The sequence below is a fragment of the Streptomyces xylophagus genome (assembly GCF_000716435.1).
Classification (GTDB): Bacteria; Actinomycetota; Actinomycetes; order Streptomycetales; family Streptomycetaceae; genus Streptomyces; species Streptomyces xylophagus.
On record NZ_JNWO01000015.1, the window covers coordinates 315365 to 340811 of the forward strand.

Sequence of the window (25447 nt, forward strand, 5' to 3'; positions counted from 1 at the left end):
ATGACCATCCACGCGTCGCCCCAGCTGAACAACCTCATGTTCGTGCTCATCGGCGAGAAGTTCCTCCAGGCCGACGAGGACATGGCCTACGCCAACGGCAAGCCGTACGAGCGGCTGGGCCGGCGTATGCGTGACCTCTCGGACCTGATCGAGCAGACCGCCGGTGGGGTCGGGCGCGCGCTGCCGCCGCAGGTCGGGAACAACTATGTGCGGGCGATGCACATGTTCCTCGACAGCGGCGGCGTCAACTACCTGAAGGATTTCGCCGACCAGCTCGACAGCATCGGGCAGTCCCGCACCAAGTCCTCCATGGACATCATGGAGTCGAAGTGGCAGATCATCGCCGAACTGGTCCGGCTGCTCATCGAGTTGCTGGTCATCGCGGTGCTGTCCGCCTTCACCGGCGGTTCCGCGTCCAGCCAGGCCGCGGTGGCGAAGGCCCGCAGCCGGGTCGCCATTCTCACGCTGATGGAATGGCTGATGAAGAAGACGCATCTTCTGCCCAGCCTCACCGAGGCGATCGAAGAGGCGTTCACCACCTTCGCGGTACGGCTGGCCATGATGCTGGGCGCGCCCAAGGGCCGCCGCCCGCACGGGTTCGACTGGTCGCAGATCGTCCAGGACGGTGTCTTCGGCGCCTTCACCGGCCTGTTCCACGGCCTGCTGCACGACCTCGGCAAGGGCCTGAAGAACAACCTCAAGAACATCTTCGGCAGCCACAACCCGTTCAAGGACGTCAGCGGCAACTCGAAGAAGTTCAACAACCACAAGTTCGACAACCCCGACGTCAACACCAAGCCGAACCCGAAGCCGAACCCCACGCCGAACCCGAAGACCACGCCCACCCCGACACCGTCCCCGCATCTCACGCCGACCCCGACGCCCACCCCCACGCCGAAGCCGAAGAGCCTGGGCAACAAGGTGGCGCACGAGTTCGGTGAGGACGTGGAGCACTTCCTCACCGAGGGCGGTGCGGAGGCGCTCGGCGAGATCGCCACGGCGTCCATCTACGGCTTCCCCATCGACCCCCTGAACACCTTCCTGGGCGGCGGCCTCAGCTCGGTCGCCGAACACCATCTGGGACAGGGCGCGAGCGCGCTCGGCAACAAGTTCAACTTCAGGACACCGCCGCAGGTGAACACCCTGAGCACCGCGGACGTCCCGGACGACTCCCACACCGACGTCAACTCCGGCCCCAACACCGCCTCCTCGAACACGCCGTCGTCCGACTCGTCCACCACGTCCGGCCCCGGCCCCATCAACACGACCTCGAACAACGGCAGTTCCTCGACGAGCGGCAACCCCCAACGCACCTCCACGAACACCCCGCCGACCCGGACCACCGACCTGGACGACACGAACCTCAGCGACATCCACGTCGACGACGTGAAGGTCGACGGGGGGGACCTGCAGAGCAACGTCCCGCACGGCACGACGAGTTCGACCGGCGACGGCTCGTCGTCCAGTACGCCGACGAGGACGCCGAGCCAGGTCGACACGGGCGGTACCGACGAGGTGGCCCAGGGGGCCGGTGAGCAGCAGAACGCCCCCTCGAACACCACGGTCGTACCGCCGACCACGAGCACGGGGAACCCGACGTCCGGTTCCGGCTCGCCCTCGAACACCGGCGGCACCCCGCACACCACCGACTCGGGAACTCCGGCGCCCGTGCGGACAGTTCAGCAGCAGCCGAACAACACCGGCGACGGCGTGCAGGAGTCCGCGCAGGGGACTGGTCAGCAGAGCGATACCTCGGACACGTCAACTCCGGTGCCTACGCCGGACGTTCCGGTGGCGAGTGGGGCCGACACCACCGTCGTACCGCCGGGCACGGGCACGGGTACCGGTACGGGTACGAGCACGACCGGGTCCGGTGCCCCCACGTCGAGCGGGACGAACACGGGGAGCCCGACGTCCAGTTCAGGTACCCCCTCGAACACCGGCGGCACCCCGCGCACCACGACACAGGGGCGCCCGGAGGACGCGACGTCCAACGGCACCGGCACCACCCACTCCGATGGCGACACCGGATCCAACACCACCACCAGCACCGATCCCACCCCCGGCAACACGCACACCGAGACCGGCACCGGTACCAACTCCTCCCACCCCGATGTCAACACCAGCTCCGACACCGGCACCGATCCCACCCCCCTCCCCACCCCCGGCGACACGGACACCGGCACCGGCACGGACACCGGCTCCGATCTACCGACGCCGGTCACCACCAGCAGCAACAGCGCGCCGCCTACGACCAGTTCGGCCCCGGACACGTCTTCCGCACCGGAGACGGCCTCGCTGCCCAACTCCGACTCCAGCTCCGGCACCGACACGACGGCACCGCACACCGACCCCGCCACCACATCAACAACTTCCTCCGACGTCACCCCCGTACCGGAGCCGAACAGCACGCCCACCCCCGCGCCGGCCGTGGATCTGACCCCCTCCGTGACCCCCAACTCCGCGCCGGAACCCGGCAGCCTGGCGGATGCGCGGGCCGGGGTCACGTCCTCGGAGCGCAGTCATACCTGGGTCGACCCGGTGTCGCGGCCGCTCGGGGCGGACGGGACGCGTACCCAGTACGTCGTGCGGGCCGGGTTCGCCGTGCGGCGGTTCAGTCACGACGGTGGGCCGGTCACCGATCTCACCGTCACCTACCGGCTCACCGGTAACCCGAACCTGGGACCGCAGGTCGACGGTGTCCAGCAGCGGCTGACGGACGGTGTGCAGCGGGTGTTCAACACCCCGGGGCACCGGTTGGAGGACGGGAGTCTGCTGCACGTCACCGTCGTGCCGGCCGCGCCCGGCGAGACGGCGCACCTCGATGTGACGCTCACCGACCCCGCCGACGGAACTCCGGCCACCCATCACTCCTGGCCGGCCGACATCTCCGACTCCGACCTGGCCCACGAGGTCGGTCATCAACTCGGCCTGCGCGACGAGAGCGGCTTCGACTCGGCCGCCCCGCACCGCGGCGGTACGGCCAGCCTGATGGGCGACCCCACGTCGTTCACGCCCGCGTCGGACCCGGCGTACAAGTCGGGTGGGCTCAGGCCCCGGCACCTCGCGCTGATCGGCACCCTGGTCGGCGATCCCGCCGACGACCGCCGGGGCACCGGGACCGGTACCGGTCCGAAGGGCCCGGTCGCGGGCGCCCCGGGCGCGGACCCGCCCGCCCCGGTCAAGCCCACCGTCGACGCCTCCGACACCGCGCCGACCCCGGTGGCCACCACGTCCACGCCCCTGACGGTGTCCACGTCCTACGGCATGGATCCGGCGGACATCGAACTCACGGACACCGTCCCGACGGAGACCGGGACCGTGCCCGCGGTCGTGCCGCTCCCGGAGATCACCGTGACCTCCCCGGAGGGCGACACCAGCGCGCCGACCGAGGTGGTGCCCGGCGGGGGACGCCGTACCTCCTACCTCGACGGTTACGGGCAACGGCACGACGGCCAGATGGGCCTGGTGCAGATGGAGCCGTTCGCGCCGGACCTGGTCGACGGGCTGCACCGCCAGGTGCTCACCGCGCTCGGCAGGCCCGCTCCGGGACCGGACGACCCGGTGCTCGGCCAACTGCGGGACGTGCTGTCGGAGCAGCAGATGACGCAGAACATGCCGTATCTGCGCAGCCTCGGCGGCCACCGGATCGTCCTGGAGGTCGACGGCGTCGACCGGCAGGTGGACGTACGGCTGACGCTCGACAACAGGCGGCCGTCCGTACGGCAGGGCGCGCTCGACACGAGCGATCCCGACAAGCATGTGGAGCGGCGCGGCTACGGCACCCGGGAGATCGTCTCCGCGCAGCCGTCCGGCACGTTCTCGACGATTCCGGTGCCGTGGACCGGTTCGGTACCGATCGCGGCGGCGGGCCCGGTCCGCGGGGTGGATCTCGCGCTGGCCGCGACCATCACCCACAACCAGGCGGACGGCTCGACGACCGTCACCCAGGTCGTGCAGACCACCAGCGCGCAGCGCAGCAACGAGCCCTCCCGCGCCTACGACTTCACCGACAACTGGCAGGTGCGCGTGGACGCGCCGGCTCCGGGCACGGGCGTAACAGGCGTAGGCAATGCGGCTGTAGTGAATCCGGGGGCCTCAACGGACGCGACGGACACGGCAGTTGTCGTCGCGACGCCCGATCCCGCGCACGACTGGAGTCCGGCCGAGCAGCACGGGTCGGTCACCGTCTGGTTCCCGCAGCACCTCGTGGACGCCGACGCCGATCCCGGGCAGGCGCTGCCCGCCCCCGCCGACCTCAGGCAACTGCCCATCTACGGCGTGGACTCGGTGCTGAACCCGCGGCGGCTCTACGAGGGTGCCGCGGAGAACTTCCGGGCCGACCTGGACGACACGTCGTCGGCCCAACTCGCGGACTTCCTCGACGAGTCGATCCTGCGCGGCACGCTGCCGATGCAGGTCGAGGGCGGGTTGTACTCGCCGGTGCTCACCGACGCGCGCGGACGTGCGGTCGGCATGATGCGGCTGGACGCGAACGTCACCCGGAACACCCCGGTGGCCAAGAGCCTCGACAAGAAGATCAACCTCGAGAGCCATGTCGTCACCTCGGTCAAGAACGACCAGAGCACGGCGTTCAGCAGTGGAGTGACCTTCAGCGGCAGTGTCGGCCCGTCCCTCACGATCGACCACCGCGCGGGGCACCCGGACGCCTCCCACGGCATCGGCGGCACCGTCAACGGCAAGGGCACCGCCTCCCTCGCGGCACAGAACGTGTTCGGCACCAGCGCCCTCGCGGGCACCATGCACGCGGTGCGCACCAACCGCAGCCATCTGCTGACCGAGGCGGACGTCCAGTACACCCTCACCCTGTTCCGGCCGGACGGCACCGTCTCCACCTACACACCCCCGGCGTGGACACACGCGCTCGATCTGCGGGTGCTCAGCGCCGAGGACGCGACGGGACACCCGCCGACCGCGGACGAGGTCCGCGCGCTGCCGCACGAGTTGGCGACGCTGGAGTCGATCGGGCAGTCCACCGCACCGCTCGGGGTGGACGAGAACGACGCGGAGCCGCTGTTCGAGGACGCGGAGACCTGGCTGCGGGACGAGGGCTTCCTGCCGCCACCGGCGAACGCACCGCGCCGCGGCCGCCTGCCCGACGAGACGTTGGTGCAGGCCCAGTTGAACAATCTGCGGCGGCTGCAGGAGCTGCGTTCCCCGCTCGGGCTGCGCGCGGCGACGGACTCCATGGTGGACGGCGGCCACTCGCTGTTCCTGGAGATCCCCTCGGTGACGGGACGGCGCCGGGTACGACTGGAACTGGGCGCGCTCCACGACCCGGACCGGAACGTGGAGCACCGCACGGTGCTGCCCGACATCCAGGTCATGGGCCTGGCGCAGGCGGGGACCGGCGGCACCGGCCGGCTCGGCAACACCTACAGCCTCGGCGGCGGGGTCGGCGGCGGGCTCACCGTGCCCACACCGCACGGCGGCGCGTGGACCCTGAGCGGTACCGGCGACTACCAGTACGTCGGCCAGGCCACCCTCGGCAACACCACCGGCACCACGCTCGGCCACGACCAGTTCTTCATCGGCACCGGGCAGAACACCCACGAGTTCGCGGTACCGGCCCGCCTCACGCTCGACCTGTACGAGGGCCCCGGCCAGGAACCGGTGCGCCGGTTCGGCGAGGTGCAGGCGCCCCGCGCCGAGGGCGATCCGGAGGCCGGTGTACAGCCTCCCGGCGTGCGGGGTGTCGCCGGAATGATCCGGCTGGCCGTTCCGCACGCGCGGACCGTGGACGCCGCGGAGGACGCGCCGGCCGGTGAGCCGTACACCGTACGGCAGGAGACGCCGGAGGACCGGCAGCGGCTGGCCATGACGGGCCCGGACGGCACGCCGCACCCGGACGTGGTCCGCGTGCCGGACGACGCGCTGATCGACGTGGTGCGCGGTTCGGCGGCGCTCCAGGACGCCTTCCGGCAGATCGTCACCGGCGTCGGTGCCCGCCCCGATGCCGACGCCACCGCGGGTGACGACAACGCCGACGGCGACCCCGCCGCTCCTCCCGGGCGGATCTCCCGGCTGGTGGGTGGTGTCACCGGGTTCCTGCGCAGTTCGCTGGTCGGCAGTCCGTTCGCCGACACCACCACGGTGAGCGCCGAGTCCCGCACCACCGCGCTCTCGCCCGGTTCGCTGATCGGCCGGGGACACCAGATCTTCAGCGGCACCTACGTGGTGGAGGGACTGACGCTGCCCGGGCTCGGCGCCGACGGCCAGCTCGCCATCGAGATCGAGGCCGTCGCCCACACGCCCCACCTGACGCAGAGCGTGAACCAGTACCTGGAGACCGGCATCTCCGCCGCCGACTCGGCGCAGCAGCTCAAGGGACTGGGAAAAACACACCAGTTCGGCCTGGGCGGCTCGGCGACCCAGAACAACCCGCCGAGTCCCACCCCGGCGAGCGGGCAGCCCGCCGCCTCCCCGGCACCGACGCCGTCCCGCTTCAACCCGTCCGGGCGCTACCAGTACGACCGCAAGAGCGACAAGTCCGACACCCTCAGCAGCAGCACCGCCACCAACCGGACGCCCACCCAGTCGGGACTCCAGCACCGGGTCACGGCCGACGTCACCTACCTGATCACCGTACGGTCCGGACACCGCAACGTGGTCGCCAACTCCCTCGGGTTCGGGCCCGCGGAGACCGTCACGCTCGCCGTCGACGTGCCGCGCGGCCTCCAGTTCCTGATGACGGAGAGTCAACTACGGCGCGACGGAGGGTGGATGGGCGCCTTCGACCCTCCCCTGCCCGCCCCGTCGACGACCGGCCTGACGAGCCCGTCACTGCCCAGTCGCTACGTCCGTGACGGCACCCTCGGCCTGGCCACTGTCAACTCGGTCACCGAACTCTCCGACCGGGGAACGGGCCCGGCGGCGACCCCGCAGAGCGAGCAGCGCGCCCGACTCCACAACGAGACACGGGAGTTGGTGGAGCGGTACGCCCCCGGTGTGACCACCCCCGGCCACGCGTCCTATCTGCCCGGTGTCGCCGCGCTGATCGCCGACAACACCGGTGTCGCCGGGAAGCGGGCGCTGATCGGGCGCGGCGACGGACAGACCAGGTTCAGCTTCCGGCACCACCGGTTCGGCGGTTCGGCGCTGGTCGAGGTGACGTTCTCGGCCCGCCCCACGACCACCCCCGTGGACCGGGGCACACGGCGGGGCACCGCGGTGCCGGGCGACAAGTCCGGTATCGAGCAATGGGGTTCGCACACGCCGGAGGGTCGTTCGCTCTCCTCCTCGGTGGGCCGGACGCACCGTCTCACCGGCAACCCGACTGCCCGTTTCAGCCGCCCCGACACCGACGACCGCACGGACCGGCTCGGCCCCTCCGCCCATCTGGTCTCCTCGTCCACCAAGGTCGACAAGCGGGGGCGCACCGCCGAGGACCGGTACTGGCTGCGCACCGACAGCGCCGCCGACTTCGACGACCTGGACTACGAGTTGGTCGCCACGGTCCGCTCCACCCTGGTCACCGACTGGCCGCCCAACGTGCTGGGCGCCCTGGTGCAGCGCGGGGTCATCGCCTGGGACGACGCCGACGCGCCGACCCGCTCCTGGCTGAGCCGCACCCTCTCCGGCGAACTCGGCGGCCAGGCCCGGGTACCGGCCCGCGTGAGCCTGCGCTTCACCGGCAGCGAGACCAACACCGCCCCGGTCACGCCGCCCGCGCTGCCGGCGCCTTCGCTGTCCCGGGTCGACCCCCGTCAACTGCCCGGCGCACAGCCCGCGTTGCGGGACACGGACCTCTTCCACCCGACCGGCAACGTCCCGGTCTACGGCTTCGACGCCTGGAGCCAGCTGTACACCGCCCTCGACCAGGTGGCCCCGGACACCGGGAGCAGCTGGCGCTCCCAGCCGGCCTCGACCTCCGACGAGAACGCCTCGGTGCGGCTCGGCGAACTCATCCAGGCGGGCACGCTGTCGCTGGACACACCCCGTCAGGTCGGCGGCATGCTGGAGGGGATGCCGGGCGCGTACCCGTTGCGGAACGCCCCGGACCAACGGCCCACCCTCACCGTCTCGTTGTACCGGCCCAGGGCGGTCAGCGACGGCGGCGACGTGACCCTCGACAGGCTGCGGATCAGCTCGCGGAACAGCAGCACGGTCTCCGGCGGCGACACCACCACCGGGCTGTCGCTGCCGTTCGTCATGAGCGCCGACGACCCCGACCGCAACCTCCTCGGCGCGACCCCGCCGCTGCTCCAACGGCCGGTGCACGCGAGCAACTTCGGCAGCACGGTCTCCGGCGGGCGCCGCGACTGGCTCAAGACCGGCTCCACCAGCCTGCCCGCCGACGGCCGCGGCACCCGCAGCTACGAGGTCACCGCCGACGTACACATCGAGGTCTCCGGTCCCGAGGGCGTACGCCATGTCACCGGTACCGCCACGATCCGCGTCGAGGAGCGCGACGCCCTCGGCCACGGCATCACCGACGCCCGTCCGGTGCCCGGCGTCTACGACCTCCCGGCCCTGCTCACCGCGGGCACCGACACCGCCCCCGAGGACTGGGCGACGACCCCGCTGCGGGACGTGACCCCCGCACTGACCGACGGCGTCGACCGCACGGACGGCGGATACCAGTTCTGGGTGGCCACCGGCCCCGACCCGGACGGCTCCCGCCTAGCCCTGGCCCTCTACGGCGCCTCACGGGCGGCCCGGGCACACGGTCACCCGGCGGAACTGGTCACCCGGGGCCCGGAGGGCCTGCGCATCTGGTCCTTCGACCAGGACGGCACGCTCACGGGGTCGCCGGTGGGGAGGACGGGGACGGACATCGTGGCGCCCGGTACGGATGGCGGGGCGCCCCGCACGGGTGAGACGGCACCGGGCTCCACCACCGGTGTCGTAGCGCTTGACCAGGCATGGGCGGACTTCGAGGATGCCGCCGCCGCGTTCGACCGGGCCGAGGAGGACCACGCCGAAGCGCTCGACGACGAAGGCGTGGAGCGGGGTCTGCGGGCCGACGCGCAGCACGCCCTGAACGACGCCGTCACCGCGCTGACGGACGCGGCGGCCGAGGCCACTCGGACCGCCACGGCCGCGACCACCGCGGAGCAGGAGGCGGACCGGGCCGAACAGAACGTCCGTGACCTCGTCGCCCGCGACAAGACCCTGGTCGGTGGGATCTCCGGGGCCCGCCGCACGATCGGCTCGCTCACCGACGCGGTCTCCGAGGGCGAGCGCGCGGAGATACGCCTCAGCGCCCAGGCCAAGACCGCCCGACGCCACCTGGCCGACCTCACGGCCCGCGCCGCGGCGGCCTCGACGACGAGGCCCTCCGGCTCCGGCCCGGGCGACACGGAGAACGTTCCGGTACCGGGCCCGTCCGGCACGGACGGTGCTACGACGGTCGAGAGCGCGACGCCGGATAGGGTCACGCAGAACTCGGACACGCCGGGCACGACCACGTCGGACACCGTCACGCCGGACACTGTCGTAGGACCCGCGCCGGAAACGGCCGTAGGACAGCCGGTCGGGGACGACACCACCGCCCCCACCCCTGCCGTAGATCCCCGTCTCGCCCGGCAGATCGACGAAGTCACCGCCGACGTAGGCAAGTTGGACGCCGACCTCGCCGAGGTGCGGGCCGGGCTGGAGCGGGACCGTGCCGCGCGCGAGGACACCGAGGCCGGCCTGGCGCGCGACGAGGCGGCCCTGCGCGAGGCGCGGGCGCAGCTCCCCGGCGCCCAGGCCACGGCAGGCACTCTGCGCACGGACGCAGGCACGGCTCGCGACACTGCCACGGGCGCGGCCCTCGTCCACGAGGACGCACGCGAGAACCACGAGCAGGCGGAGCAACAGCTCCACGATATCGACGCCCGGATCGACAACGCCGTCGGCAGGCGCGACGACGCAGCGGCCCGCCGGGCGGCGGCGGAGACCCAACTCCCGGGCGCGACCGGCCCGGTGCTGGTCTCCGGCCCCTCGACGCTGCCCACCTCACACTCGACGCTGGCCTCCATCACCCCGCGCTGGCCGGGCTCGGGCCGCCCCCGCGCGGCGGGTCCCTCCACCGGCAACACACCGGGCCCCGGCGACGGCAACACCCTCGCGAGCGGCGACTCCACCACCAGGAACGAGAACTCCGGGGACGGCGGCGGCCGTTCGGACACGCACACCGACTCGACCACCTCCGACTCGACATCCCTCGTCCCGCCGAAGGACACCCCACCGACCGGCGACAACGACACCACAGGCGGCAACCCCGGCACCACCTCCGACCAGGACAACGCGTTCGACGCCCTGGTCGGCAACACCACGACGTTCGGGCACCTCGGCAGCAACTCCGGTGAGGGCAGCGGCAGTACGTCCTTCAACCCCGTCGTCAGCACCACGACCCAGAACCCCGGCACCACGCCCGCCGACCCGCACAGCACACCGGCGGACGCGGACACCCACACCCAGGACGAGACGGAGGCCGCCACCCTCACCCCGGACGAGGCAAAGGCCAAGACCGAAGCCAAGGGCAAGGGGCGCGCCCAGGACGACGCGGACCCCGTGCCGGCCAACCGCACGGCGTCCCGGCCCCCGGCCTTCCAGGTGCGGCCGGCCCGAGGGCGTCCGATCGACACCCGGGGCGACGGCCGGTGCATGCTCTACACGTTCATCGGCACCGACCCGGAGCGGGTCCGCGACGCGCTGCCCGGACTGCGTACCGAGGCCCCGGACACCTACGCCTGGCTCAGCCGACCGAGCCAAGTCCGCGCCGGAGTGGCCGAGTTCGCCCACTGGGAGAGGGGGGCCTCCCCGATGCCCCCGGCCGGCCGGCATCTGATGGTCGCGGCGGACCGGCTGCGCATCCTCGCCGATCACCGACTGCTCATCGCGCGCGGCGAGCGCCCGTTGCCGCACGAGGTGGTCGGTCAGGTACGGCAGACGCTCGTGCCGTGGTTCGACAAGCGCACGGCGAAGATGAGCCGGCCCGAACTCCTCACCACCCTCGACGAGTACGGCATCGAAGGGGTGACGGAGCCGGAGCAGTTGGACGATCTCGACACGCGCTACATCGACGCGCTGACCACGGACGACGCCATCGGCCCGGCGACGCCCGGCGCGCCGGACATGTTCGCGTATCTGCGCGACACCGACCGGCTGCCCACACTGAACGACCTCTCCGACGCGGAACTCCGCAGGCTGCTCGGGCACGGCTACACCGAGAGCGACGCACAGTTCACCGACGCCGAACTGGCCCACGCGCTCCACGCCGTCGGGAACTGGTCACAGACCTATGAGAGCAACGAGGGCGAGTTGTTCCTCCCGTTGCTGGCGGACACCCTGGACGTGGCCGTGGAGGTACTGCGGCCGGGCGACTCGGCAGACACCGCCACCGTCAGCGTCATCGGGCCCGCCTCCGCCACCCGGGTCATCGAGGTCCACTACACAGGCCTGAACCACTACAGCGCGACCGACGCGGGCCCCCTCATCGTCGACGACACGACGACCACCATCACGCCGTCGCAGGCGCCCCGGGGTCCGGAGGACGCCAACAGCGTTCAGCCGGAGGGCCGTTACCGCCCCGCGCCCGTCCGCGACGCCGACGAGGACCGGCCCGCATCCCGTGTCACCGATCCCGCGCCCAAGGACACGTGGCACGCCCTGCGTCCGCACGCCCGGGCTGCCGTGCACTCCGCGGAGCGGTTCGATCCGCACGCGGATCAGTCCACCCCGCCCCGCCCCGGCGCCCTGAGCGGTGCGACGACTCTCATCCGGGCGCAGATCCGTCGTATCCAGGCCCCGAACGGCCAGTGGGTCCGCGACTACACGCTCAACCTCCCGGTCACCACGACCGACCCGGCGCTCACCACCCAACTCAACGAGCGCATCACGCGGTTGCTGGACACCCACCTCAACTCCGGTCTCGCACTGCCCAGTTCAGGCGACCAGCTGCACGTCAACCTCAACCTGATCAGCGACTCCGCGCACCCGGAGGCGATCACCCTCACCGACTCCGGGAACCCGGCTCGCGCCGACCAACTCCACCTGGACGTCAACCATTCCGACGCGGTCCTGCTCCACGAGATCCTGCACTACCTCGGCCTGCCCGACCAGCAGCGCGACAACGACTTCCTGCTGCGCAACCACCCCAACAGCACCACCGTCCACACCACCGGCGTCATGGCCACCACCCAGACCCCGGTCCACATTCCCCGCCGCTACCTCCGCACCATCGAGAACGTCACCTCCGCGGGCCCTCAACTCCACGACCACACAAACCAAGACCGGACGACCCCCGCCCAGAACCCCGACACCAATCCCATTCCCACAGACACCCCCCTCACCTGGCCCGCCTCCCAGGCCCCGACCGCACAGCCGCCTGCGCGGGGCCAATTGCCGTCGAGCTATGTGAATTCCTACGGTGCGCGTCCGGACGGCACGGTCGGTTTGGTGTACGCGGAGCCGTTCTCCGACGAGGTGATGGAAGGGCTGCACGGTCAGGTCTACGAGGCGCTCGGGCTGGACGTGGACAACCCGCCCGAGTCGGTGCGTGAACAGGTGCGGGGTGCGCTGAGCCGGGAGACTCTCTCGCTTCAGCTGCCGTATCTGCGCTCGAACGGTGGTTACCGGATCACGGTCCGGGTCGACGGGCGTGATCGCACCGTCGACGTACAGCTGACGCTTTCCGACGCACGAACGTCGTTGCGGCAGGGGCGCTTTGACACGCGTGATCCGGACAAGCATGTCGAGCGGCGTGGGTTCGGTACGCGGGAGAACTTCTCCAGTCAGCCGGCGGGTACGTATCGGACGGTCCAGGTGCCCTGGACGGGTACGTGGCCGATCACGGCGCCGACCGCGGTGCGGGCGGTGGACGGTTCGGTGACGGTGTCCCTCACGCACAACCAGGCGAGCGATGCCACCACGGTCACGCAGGCCGTCCAGACCACGTCTTCCCAGCGCTCCAACGAGCCCTCTGATGCTGTGGAGTTCACCACCCACTGGCGGGTGCGCGTCGATGCCCCCGCGGTCACTGCGGCGCCCACCGCACCCCCCGCGCCCGCCACCGCCCCGGCGACGGACGGGTGGGGCGCGCCGGTGTCGCACGGTTCCACCACGATCTGGTTCCCGCAGCACCTCACCACCGCCGATCCGGCGCCGGGTTCGCTGCCCGACCCCGCCGCGCCGACCGATCTGCCGCTCTACGGCGTCGACTCCGTGATCGACCCGAGGGCCCTGTACGAGCACGTCCACCAGGCGTTCCACGCCGATCTGGACGCCACCGCCGCGGGGCAGGTCTCGGACTTCCTCTCCGAGCAGGTGCTGCGCGGCACGCTGCCGATGCAGATCCATGGCGGGCTCTACTCGCCCGTGATCACCAACGCCGACGGCGCGGCGGTCGGCATGCTTCGCCTCGTCACCCAGCCGGGGACGAGCACCCCGCAGCGGCAGAGCATCGCGGGAAAGATCAACCTGGAGAGCCATCTGGTCAACACCGCGAAGGTGGACCTCTCTTCGAAGTACACCAGCGGTATCGGCATCAGTGGCAGCGCCGCTGTCGCCCTCACCGGTGACCACCATCAGGGTCATCCGGACGCGTCGAGCACCATTGGCGGCACTCTCGGTCTGCGGGGGCAGACCCAGGCGACCGTCACCAACACGTACAGCGCGAGCAGTTCCGCCGGCACGATGCACGCCATCCGCACCAACCAGAGCCATCTGCTCGCCCCCACCGGCGTCACCTACCGGGTCACTCTGATCCGGCCGGACGGTACCGAGACGCGGGCCCCGGCGCTCACCCAGGCGCACGGCATGGACTTGCGGCTGCTGAGCAGGACGGCCGCCGCCGGGCACCCGCCGACCGCTGCCGAGACGCGTGAACTCCCGGACTCGCTGGAGCGGTTGGACGGTATCGGGCTGAGTGCGGCCCCGCTCGAAGTCACCGGCGCGGACGGCCTGTTCGACGAGGCCGAGGCGTGGCTGCGCCGCGAGGGCTTTCTGCCGTCCGCTCCCACAGGGATGGGCGTGGTGCGCAACTACGAGCCCGAGCACCAGATTCGGCTGCACGCGCAGCTCAACAATCTGCGCCGGCTGCGCGAGGCCCGCTCCCGCACGGGGCTGCGTGCTGCCACCGATGCCATGGTCGACGGCGGTCACTCCCTGCACTTCGAGGTGCCCAACAGCACGGACACGGGCGTGCGTCGGGTCCGGCTGTTGCTCACCGCCGACCGTGACACCGGGCAGGCCAGTACCCATGACCTGGTCCTGCCGGGTATTCAGGTCATGGGTCTGGCGCAGATGTCGGGCAGCGACGCCGAGCAGCGAGGTGAGTCGTACAGCGGTGCGTTCGGGGCGTTGGGCAGTGTCGGCGGGCCGTTGCCCAGGTGGGGGTCCATCGGGTTCGGGGGCGACTATCAGTACGGCCACCAGGTCACGCACGGCGACACCGTGGGCGGGGCCACCGGCCATGACCAGTTCTTCATCGCCACCAACCAGGACAGCCACGCGTTCGACGTGCCGGTGCGGTTGGCCCTGGACCTGTACGCGAACGACACGGACGAGCCGAGCGAGCGGTTCGGGCGGAACGTCAACCAGGCGGCCCAGCCGGCCGTAGCCCCAACTGTCCCCGGTGCGCCGCCCGTTGCCCCCGCGCCGGCGCCTACGGTCACCGGTTCGCTGCGGCTGGCGGTGCCGGACGGCCGTACCCACGCGCCCTCGGCGACCCCCGCACCGCGCGCCGCACGTGCCGACGGGGCGCCGCGTGATGTGGACCGGAACGACAGGGACCGTCTCGCCGCGACCGACAACCAGGGCACCCCGCTTCCGGGTCTGGTGCGGATACCGGACGACGCGCTGATCGACACCGTGCGCGGCTCCGCGGCCATCGAGTCGGTCTTCCGGCGGGCCGCCCGGGAGATCCGCAACCAGGCCCAGCAGGCGACGCCCGCCACCCCGGCCACCGGCCCGATCCTCCCGGTCACTGCCCCCGGCACGGCGCCCGCCCCCGCCGCGCCGCAGCGCGCCGGCGTCCTCCCGCTCGCCGGGCACGGGCTGATGGACAACAGGACGCGTGCCGCCGAGACCCGGCACGCGGCGATCACGCCGGGCAGTCTTGTCGCCCACGGGCACGAACTGTTCAAGAACTCCTACGTAGTTGAGGGCCTGAGCCTGCCGGGGACGATGGCGGACGGTCAGTACTCGCTGGAGATCCAGGCGGTGGCGCACGCGCCCCGGCTGCTGGACACCACCCGGCAGTACCTGGAGACGGGCGTCTCGGCCACCGACAGCGCCCAGCAACTCAAGTCCCTGGGAAAGTCACACCAGTTCGGCGGTACCGGCTCGGTCACCCAGAACTCGTCCACACCGGTGGCGCAGAGCAACACCGGTTCCGGGTCGGACGGTTCGGGCTCCACCGGCCAGAGTGCCACCAAGCCGAACAAGAACCAGTTCAACCCGGCGGTACGGCTCAACAAGGTGTCCCGCACCGACACCTCCGACACGCTCTCCGCCAGCACGGGCGTCAACCGCACCCCCACCGAGAGCGGAACCCTGCACCGGGTGGTCGCCGACGTCACCTATGTGGTCACGGTCCGGGCCGGCTCCCGCACACTGGGCAACGGGGTCGCCGACCTCGGCACGATCGCCCCCGTCACCTTCGCGGTGGACGTCCCGGGCGGCGTCCAGTTCCTCATGACGCAGGGTCAACTCGACCGTGACGCACGGTGGATGGGCTCGGTGAACGGTCTCACCCCGGCGCCCGTCCAGGGCCAGGCTCCGCTGCCGGCGGCCTACGTGAACAATCGGCAACTGGGCCTCGGCGGCGTCCTCTCGGTCACCGAGTACGAGAGGGCCCCCGCCCCGGCAGCCGTCGCCGGCCAGGTCCCGTTGCTGCCGGTTCACGACAGGGAGCGGCGCGGCCAGGTCGGGCGCGAACTGCTGGCCCTGGTCGCGACCGAGGCACCCGGAGTGTTCACCCCCGGGCACGTCGGTTACCAGCCCGGTGTGCACAGCCGGATCGCCCAGCTCACCTCCACGGCCGGACTGCGCTCGCTGCCCGGACGCGGCCCGGACGGCACCCCGCACCCGGCCACCACCCGCTTCCACTTCCGCCACCACGGTTACGGCGGCGAGCGGCTGATCGAGGTCACGCTGCGGGCGAGGCCCCGGCGGACCCAGAACCTGGCCGGGATCCGGGGCACCTCCACCCCCGGCTCGGGTCTCGAACAGTGGCAGTCGCACACCGCCGCGGGCCGCACCACCACCCGTGCCTCGGTACGGCAGACGCAGCTCCCGATCACGCCGACGGTCCGCTATCTCCGTCCGGACCAGGGTCCCGATCCCTTGACGACGGACCGCTCGGCGCCGGGCGTCACCCCGCAGTCGGCCAGCGGCATCACGGCCCGGCGGGCGACCACGGCCGACAACCGTTTCTGGCTGCGCACGGACAACGGTGCCGACTTCGACGGCCTGCGCTACGACTACGAGCTGACCGTCCGCTCCGCGCTGGTCGTCGACTGGCCGCCCAACGTCATCGGCGGTCTCATCCAGAACGGCGTCATCGCCTGGGCCGACGCGGACGGCGACATACGCCAGTGGATCGACGCGATGCTGGAGGGAGGCAACGCGCGCACCAGCACCGTCCCAGTCAGCCTGGCGCTGCGGTTCACCGGCACCGAGACCAACGTCCCCGCGCAACCGGCCTCGGTGACCGCCCCGTCCGCGGAGTCCGGCGTCGACCCGCGCAACACCGTGCTGCCCGGCCCCGCCCGCACCCCGTATCTGGCCGACGCGCAGATGTTCCATCCGGTGGGGCCGACCCCGGCGTTCCACTTCGACGGCTGGGCACACCTGGAGACGGCGCTCAACGCCGTTGCGCCGCGCGGCGGACGCGGCTGGCACGCGCAGATCACCTCCGTCTCGGTGGAGGGACAGGCCGTCCGGCTCGGCCAGTTGATCCAGGCCGGGCAGGTCTCGCTCGACCGCCCCCGGTTGGCCGCCGACCTCACCCGCCAGCTGCCCGGCACCGCGCCCTTCGAGGGGGCACCGGGCCAGGCCCCGTCGATCGCGGTGACGCTCTACAACCCGCGCCGTTCCACCCATGCCGACGACGTCACCCTCGACCAACTCCACAACACCACCGACACGGTGAGCACCGCCGCCGGCGCCGACCACTCCATGGCGACCTCGTTCACGCAACTCCTCAGCGGTGACGACAACAATCGCCAGCTCGGTGGGATCAACGTCCCGGTCGCCCAGCGGCAGACCCAGCCCTCCAGCTTCGGCGGCACCACCACCGGCAGTCGCCGTGACTGGCTCAAGTCGGGCAGCACCTCCGCACCGGCCAACGGGGCGCGCGGGACGCGGAGTTACGTCGTCGACGCCGATGCCCACCTGCTCGTCGAAGGACCGCAGGGCACCCGTCACGTCACCGGCACGGTCACCCTCCGCATCGAGGAGCGTGACCTCCTCGGCCACGGTCTGCTCACTCCGGCCGAGTCCCCGGAGGACGTCCACGACCTGCCCGCCCTCGTCCCCGACTGGGCCACCGCCGAGCCGCACACGCTGCCCGAACGGCTGCACTCCGCGATCCCGGCCGGCAGCCATGGCGTCCAGTTCTGGGTGGCCCTCGGCGCCGACCCGCAGGGCGAACACCTCGGCCGGGCTCTCTACATGGCTTCCCGTACGGCCGTGCTCGGCAACCGTCCGCTGGAGTTGATGACCCGTGACCAACAGGGCGTCCGCCGTTGGGAGTTCACCCCCGAGGGCGCGCTCGTCACTGCCGACCCGGATCTGACCACCGCGTGGACCGCCTTCCACGCCCAGGCGGAACTCCTGCACACCGCCACCGACACCCTCGCCGACACCCCGCAGCTGCTGAACCTCCGTTTCGCTGCCCGCAGGGAGGCCAACCAGGCGTACACGGCCGTCGCGAAGACCCACCGGGAGGCGCAGCTCGCGGTCACGAAGGCGACCGCCGCCCACACGCAGGCGAGGAAGGCGGCCGTCGACTCCGCCCAGGCCGCGCGCGACGCCGAGGCACAAGTCGAGCGGCTGAAGCGGGAGTTCGCGGAGGCCCAGCAGACCACCAGGACACTGCCGCAGGTCATCGAGGCCCACGAACGGGAGGAGAGGCAGGGCGTCCACGCCCGTCAAACGGCCCTGGCCGCGCTGACGCAGGCCGAGACCCTCGTGCGCGCCGAACGCGCCGACGCCGCCCGGGCCGCCGCCGAACAGGCCGCGAGGAACGGGCAGTCGAGTACGGCCCCCGCTCCCGTACCGGCCCCGCCGACCCCCGCCGCACCCGGCGCCCCGCGCTCCCACGCCCCCGCGGCCGATGTCGCCGACGACCCCCGGGTGCAGGCCGCGGTCCCGGCGGTCACCGCCGCCGAGAACGCCGTCCAGCGGGCCACCGCCGCGCTCACCACGGCCCGGCCGGCGCTGGAGCAGGCGCGGGAGACCGTCGCCAACCGGCCGGACGAGATCCGCACGGCGCAGGAGGACCACGGGAAGGCCGAGGAGAAGGCGCGGGAGGACGCGCGTGCCGAGGAGGTCGCGGCACGCGGCCTCCGGGTCGCCACGGAGAACGAGGCCGCCGCCCAGAACCGGGTCACCGCCGCAGCGGCCGAGGTCACCCGCCGCGACGGGGAGATCGTCGCCGTCGTCGCCGCGCAGGTGCAGGCCGCGGCCGACCAGACATCGGCCACCACCGCGCTGCCGGGCCTGTCCACCCCCGTCCAGGACAGCGCCCCGACCCCCGAACAGTCCCTGCGCACCACCTTCGCCACCACCCCGCCCCGCTGGCCCGCGCCCGACGGCCCGGCCACCCCCCTCCCGGCCGCCGGTCAGACCCACACCCCGGCCCCCGCCACCAGTACGACCGTCCCCAGCACCGGAACCACGCCGAAGCCGACGCAACAGAAGCCGAAGAAGAGTGAGCCGTCCAAGTCCGGTACGAGCAGCGGCAAGTCGGGCAAGACCGACAAGGGCAAGAAGCCGGTCACCGGCAAGAGCACGGGCCCGGGCAAGGCCAAGACCCCGCTCGTCGCGTCGCAGCCCGGCACTACTCCGGCCGCCCCGCTGTCTCCCTACGTAGCCTCCACGGGCAACGCCGTTGAGACCCCCGGTGACGGCAACTGCCTCCTGTACGCCGTCATCGGCAGCGCGCCGCACCTGGTCCGCACCCGACTGCGGCAGGCCAACCGGGCCTTCGCCGCAGGCACAGCCGCCTGGCTCGCCCGGCCCGAGGACGTACGGCGGACCCTCGCGACGATGACGCGGAACCCGGGGACCAACAACCGGGGATCAGGCCATCTGCGGTACGCGCAACAGGAGTTGCAGAACCTGGTGCTGGCCCGCCTGGCGGAGGCGCGCGACGGCAGGCGGCCGCTGCCGCCGCAGGTGCTGGGCCAGCTCCGGGGCGTCCTCGCCGGCGGCTTCGCGAGGCGGGTGCAGAACGCGTCGGACGGCGAGGTCGACAACCAACTGACCCAGTACGGCATCCAGGGCATGACCCACGCCGAGGACCTGGACCCGGTCGACCTCCAGACCCGCTATCTGCAAGCCGTCTCTCTGCCGGGCGCCCCGACCCCGCCGACCGGCAACCCACCGAGCAACCGGCGGATGTTCGCCTATCTGCGCGCCGCGAACGCCCTGCCGACGCTCGCCACCATGACCCCGGACGAGCGCAGGTCGCTGCTGACCGCCGGCTACCACCGGAGCACCGCCGCACTCACCGACTACGAGGCGGGCGTCCTCGACGGCGCGGTGAGCAACTGGTCGGATGCATGGGCGAACCCGGTCGGCGACACCTTCCTGCCGCTGCTCGCCGACACCCTCGGCGCCCCCATCCACGTCTTCGAGCCGGTGACCAACACAGCCGCCGGTCCCCGAGGCATCGTGCTGCGCTACGGCCCGACGACCACCAACACGCCCGCGCTGGAGGTCCACTACACGGGCCTCAACCACTACAGCGCCAGCGACGCGAACACCGGCACCACCCCGCCGAACATCACCCCTTCGTACGCGCCCCGGGGTCCCGAGGACGCCAACAGCGTTCAGCCGGACGGCCGTTACCGCCCCGCGCCCACCCGCAGCGTCGACGACGACCGTCCCGCATCCCGTGTCGCCGACCCCGCGCCCAAGGACACCTGGCACGGCCTGCGTCCCCACGCCCGCGCCGCCGTGCACAGCACGGAGCGCTTCGACCCGCACGCCGACCAGTCCGTCCCGGACCGCCCCGGCACGCTCAACGGCGCGACGACCCTCGTCCGTACGCAGGTCCGTCGTATCCAGGCCCCCAACGGCCAGTGGGTCCGCGACTACACGCTCAACCTCCCGGTCACCACGACCGACCCGGCGCTCACCGCTCAACTCAACGAACGCATCAGCGGTCTCCTGGACCTGCACGTCAACTCCGGCCTGGAGCTGCCCAGTTCAGGCGATCAGCTGCACGTCAACCTCAACCTGATCAGCGACCCCGCGCACCCGGAGGCGGTCACCCTCACCGACTCCGCGAACCCCGGCCGCGCCGACCAACTCCACCTGGACGCACAGCACTCCGACGCGGACCTGCTTCACGAAGTCCTGCACTATCTCGGTCTGCCCGACGAGCAGCGTGACAACGACTTCCTGCTCCGCAACCATCCGAACAGCACCACCGTCCACACGACCGGCCTCATGGCCACGACTCAGAACTCCGTCCACATCCCGCAGCGTTACCTCCGCACGATCGAGAACGTCACTGCGGCGGGCCCTCAACTCCACGACCACACAGGCCAGGACGAGACGACCCCGGCCCAGGACCCCGACACCACCCCGATCCCCACGGACGTCCCCCTCATCTGGCCCGCCTCCCACGCCCCGACCGCACAGCCGCCTGCGCGGGGCCAACTGCCGTCGAGCTATGTGAATTCCTACGGCGCGCTCCCGGACGGGACCGTCGGGTTGGTGTACGCGGAGCCGTTCTCCGACGAGGTGATGGAGGGGCTGCACGGTCAGGTCTACGAGGCGCTCGGGCTGGATCCCGATGACCTGCCCGAGTCGGTGGGTGAGCAGGTGCGGGGTGCGTTGAGCCGTGAGACCCTCGCGCTCCAACAGCCGTATCTGCGCTCGAACGGCGGTTACCGGATCACGGTCCGGGTCGACGGGCGTGATCACACCGTCGACGTACAGCTGACGCTTTCCGAGGCCCGGACCTCGTTGCGGCAGGGCCGGTTCGACACGCGTGACCCGGACAAACATGTCGAGCGGCGCGGGTTCGGTACGCGGGAGAACTTCTCCAGCCAGCCGGCGGGTACGTATCGGACTGTCCAGGTGCCGTGGACCGGTTCCTGGCCGCTCGCGGCGCCGACCGCGGTGCGGGCGGTGGACGGGTCGGTGACGGCGACCATCACCCACAACCAGGCGAGCGACGCCACTACGGTTACCCAGGCCGTCCAGACCACCTCCGCCCAGCGCTCCAACGAGCCTTCGGATCCAGTGGAGTTCACCACCCACTGGCGCGTGCGCGTCGACGGCCCCGTCGTCACGGCGCCGCCCAAGACGACCAAGGCGGCCAAGCCGGCCAAGGCAACCCCGGCGGACAAGACGGGCAAGACTGGTACGACGGCCCCGGCCGACGGCTGGAGCGCGCCCGAGTCGCACGGGGCCACCACCATCTGGTTCCCCCGGCACCTCACCACCGCCGACCCGGCGCCGGGCACGTTGCCCGCGCCGGCCGCGCCCGCCGATCTCCCGCTCTACGGTGTCGACTCCGTGATCGACCCCCGGGCGCTGTACGAGCATGTTCACCGGACGTTCCACGCCGAGCTCGACGGTGCCGCCGCCGGGCAGGTCTCGGACTTCCTCTCCGAGCAGGTGTTGCGCGGCACGCTGCCCATGCAGGTCGACGGGGGTATCTACTCGCCCGTCCTCACCGACGCCGACGGCAACGCGGTCGGCATGCTGCACCTGGTCACCGTGCCGACGGTCGGGACCCCGCTGCGGCAGAGCACTCCGGGTCAGATCAACCTCGAGAGCCACCTGGTCAACACGGCGAAGGTCGACCTGTCCTCGAAGTACACCAGCGGTATCGGGGTCAGCGGCAGCGGTGCCGCCGCCCTCACCGGCGACCATCAGCAGGGCCATCCGGACGCCTCGGGAGTCATCGGCGGCAGTCTCGGTCTGCGCGGGCAGACGCAGGCGACCGTCACCAACACGTACAGCGCGAGCAGTTCCGCCGGCACCATGCACGCCATCCGCACCAACCGGGGCCATCTGCTCACCCCCTCCGGCGTCACCTACCACGTCACCCTGATCCGGCCGGACGGCACCGAGACGGCCGCGCCGCCGCTGACCCAGGCGCACGGCATGGACCTGCGGGTCCTGAGCCAGGCGGACGCCACCGGCCGGCAGCCGACCGCCGCCGAGACACGGGAGCTCCCGGACTCGCTGGAGCGGTTGGACGGCATCGGGCTGAGCGCGGCCCCGCTCGAAGTCACCGGCGCGGACGGCCTGTTCGACGAGGCCGAGGCGTGGCTGCGCCGCCAGGGCTTCCTGCCGCCCGACCCCACGACCCCGGCCCCCACCGGGATCGGCGCGCGCCTGAAGCAGGGGCTGGAGCAAGCGGTACGCAACCACGAGCCCGAGCACCAGATCCGCCTGCACGCGCAGCTCAACAATCTGCGCCGACTGCGCGAGGCCCGCTCCCGGACCGGGCTGCGCGCCGCCACCGACGCCATGGTCGACGGCGGACACGCCCTGCACTTCGAGGTGCCCAACAACACGGACACCGGCGTCCGCAGGGTCCGGCTGCTGCTCACCGCCACCCGTGACACCGCGCAACTCAGCACCCACCACCGGATTCTGCCGGGCATCCAGGTCATGGGCCTGGCCCAGATGGCGGGCAGCGACTCCGAGCAGCGCGGTGAGTCCTACGGCGGTGCGCTCGGACCGATGGCCAGCGTCAGCGGTCCGCTGCGCAGTTGGGGGTCCATCGGGTTCGGCGCCGACTACCAGTACGGCCACCAGGTGACCCACGGCGACACCGTGGGCGGCGCCACCGGGCACGACCAGTTCTTCATCGCCACCGGCCAGGACAGCCACGCGTTCGACGTGCCGGTGCGGCTGGCCCTCGACCTGTACGCGGACGACGGCAACCGCCCCAGTGAGCGGTTCGCGGAGACCCTGCACCAGTCCCTCGCGCCGGTCCTCCCCGGTGCGGCGAACGTCCCCGGTCCGCCGACGGTCTCCGGCTCGCTGCGGCTGGCGGTGCCGGACGGCCGTACCCAAGCACCGCCTGCGACCGCCGCTCCGCGCACCGCACGTGTCGACGGGGTACCGCGCCTGCCCGACGTGACCGACCGGGCCCGGCTCGACGGGACCGACGTCCACGGCATTCCGCTCCCGGAGCTGGTGCGGATACCGGACGACGCCCTGATCGACACCGTGCGCGGCTCGGCCGCCATCGAGGACGCCTTCCAGCGGGCCGCCGGGGAGATCCGCAACCTCGCCCGGCCGACGCCCCCCGCCACGGGAACCGGCCCGATCCTCCCGGTCACCGCCCCCGCGACCGGTGCGCCGCCGGTACTGCCTGTGCCGCCTGTCCCGACGACGACCGGCACCGGTGTGCAGCCCGCCCCGGCGACCACGGGCGCCGCCACGACCACGGGCACCGCCGCCGGCACGACCCCCCGCCCTGCCCCTGCCCGCCCGGCTCGCGACGGCATCTCCCCGCTCGCCGGGCAGGGGCTGATGGACAGCAGGACGCGTGCCGCCGAGACCCGGCATGCCGCGATCACGCCGGGCAGTCTCGTCGCCCACGGGCACGAACTGTTCAAGAACTCCTATGTGGTTGAGGGCTTGAGCCTGCCGGGGACGTTCGCCGACGGCCAGTACTCCCTGGAGATCCAGGCCGTCGCACACCGGCCCCGGCTGCTGGACACCACCCGGCAGTACCTGGAGACGGGTGTCTCGGCCACCGACAGCGCCCAGCAGCTCAAGTCCCTCGGGAAATCGCACCAGTTCGGCGGCAGCGGGGTGGCCACCCAGAACCCGCCCAAGCATCCGGCGACCCCGGTGAACGCGGCCGGGCAGGGCAACACCGGTCCCGAGTCGGACGGTTCGGTCTCCACCACCCAGACCAGCGGCAAGCCGTACAAGGGGCTGCTCAACCCGTCGGTACGGCTCGGCCATGTGTCCCGTACCGACACCTCCGACACGCTCTCCGCCAGCACGGGCGTCAACCGCACCCCTACCGAGAGCGGCACCCTGCACCGGGTGGTCGCCGACGTCACCTATCTGGTCACGGTCCGGGCCGGTTCCCGCAACCTGCTCAACGGTGTCGGCGAGTCCGGCACGATCGACCCCGTCACCTTCGCGGTCGACGTCCCGGGCGGCCTCCAGTTCCTCATGACGCAGGGGCAACTCGCACGCGACGCCCGGTGGTTGGGCTCCGTGACCGGGCTCACCCCGGCGGCCGCACCGGCCCTGACGGCGCCGCTCCCGGCGTCGTACACCCGCAATCGGGAACTGGGCCTCGGCGGTGTCCTCTCGGTCACCGAGTTCGAACCGCCCGCCCGCGTCCTCCCGGCGGCGCCCGGCGCCGCGATCCCCCTGGGACCGGTCAACCGGAGGGAGCGGCGCGGCCAGGTCCGGCGCGAGCTGCTGCGGTTGGTGGAGGCCGAGGCGCCCGGAGCGTTCACCCCGGGGCACTCCGGCTACCAGTCCGGCGTGCACAGCCGGATCGCGCAGCTCACCTCGACCGCCGGACTGCGCTCGCTGCCCGGACGCGGTCCGAACGGCACCCCGCGCCGGGCCACCACCCGCTTCCACTTCCGCCACCACGGTTACGGCGGCGAGCGGCTGGTCGAGGTCACGCTGACGGCGAGGCCTCGGCGCACCCAGAACCTGGCAGCCGTCCGGGGTTCCTCGACCCCCGGCTCGGGTCTCGAACAGTGGCTGGCGCACACCGCCGCAGGCCGCAGCATCAACCGGGCCTCGATACTCCAGAATCAGCTCCCGGTCACCTTCACCACCCGCTATCCCCGTCCGAACCAGGGCCCCGACCTGGCCAAGGTGGACCGGGCGGCGCCGGTGTTCACCCCGCAGTCGGCCTCCAGCAGGTCGGCTCGGCGGGCGACCACCGCCGAGAACCGGTTCTGGCTGCGCACCGACAACGGCGCCGACTTCGACGGCCTGGAGTACGACTACGAGCTGTCGGTGCGCTCCGCGCTGGTCGTCGACTGGCCGCCCAATGTCATCGGCGGTCTCATCCAGAACGGTGTCATCGCGTGGGCCGACGCGAACGGCGACGTACGCCAGTGGATGAACGAACTGCTGAGGCGAGGCACCCCCCGCACCCGTACCGTCCCGGTCCGGCTGACCCTGCGCTTCACCGGCACCGAGACCAACGTCCCCGCACAACCGGCCACGGTGACCGCCCCGTCCGTCGTCTCCGGCACCGACCCGCGCAACACGGTGCTGCCCGGTCCCGCCCGCACCCCCTATCTCGCCA

The 25447-nt window shown here is 72.0% G+C and carries 1 protein-coding gene (only partly in view); it reads left to right on the forward strand.

Annotation, left to right across the window (positions count from 1 at the left end; genetic code table 11):
* On the forward strand, positions 1-25447 hold the 5' portion of the coding sequence (locus OO70_RS51365) for a hypothetical protein (protein WP_051741759.1). The gene runs 11513 nt beyond the window's last position; only the first 25447 of its 36960 coding nucleotides appear in the window; it begins with the start codon at positions 1-3; the stop codon falls past the right edge of the window.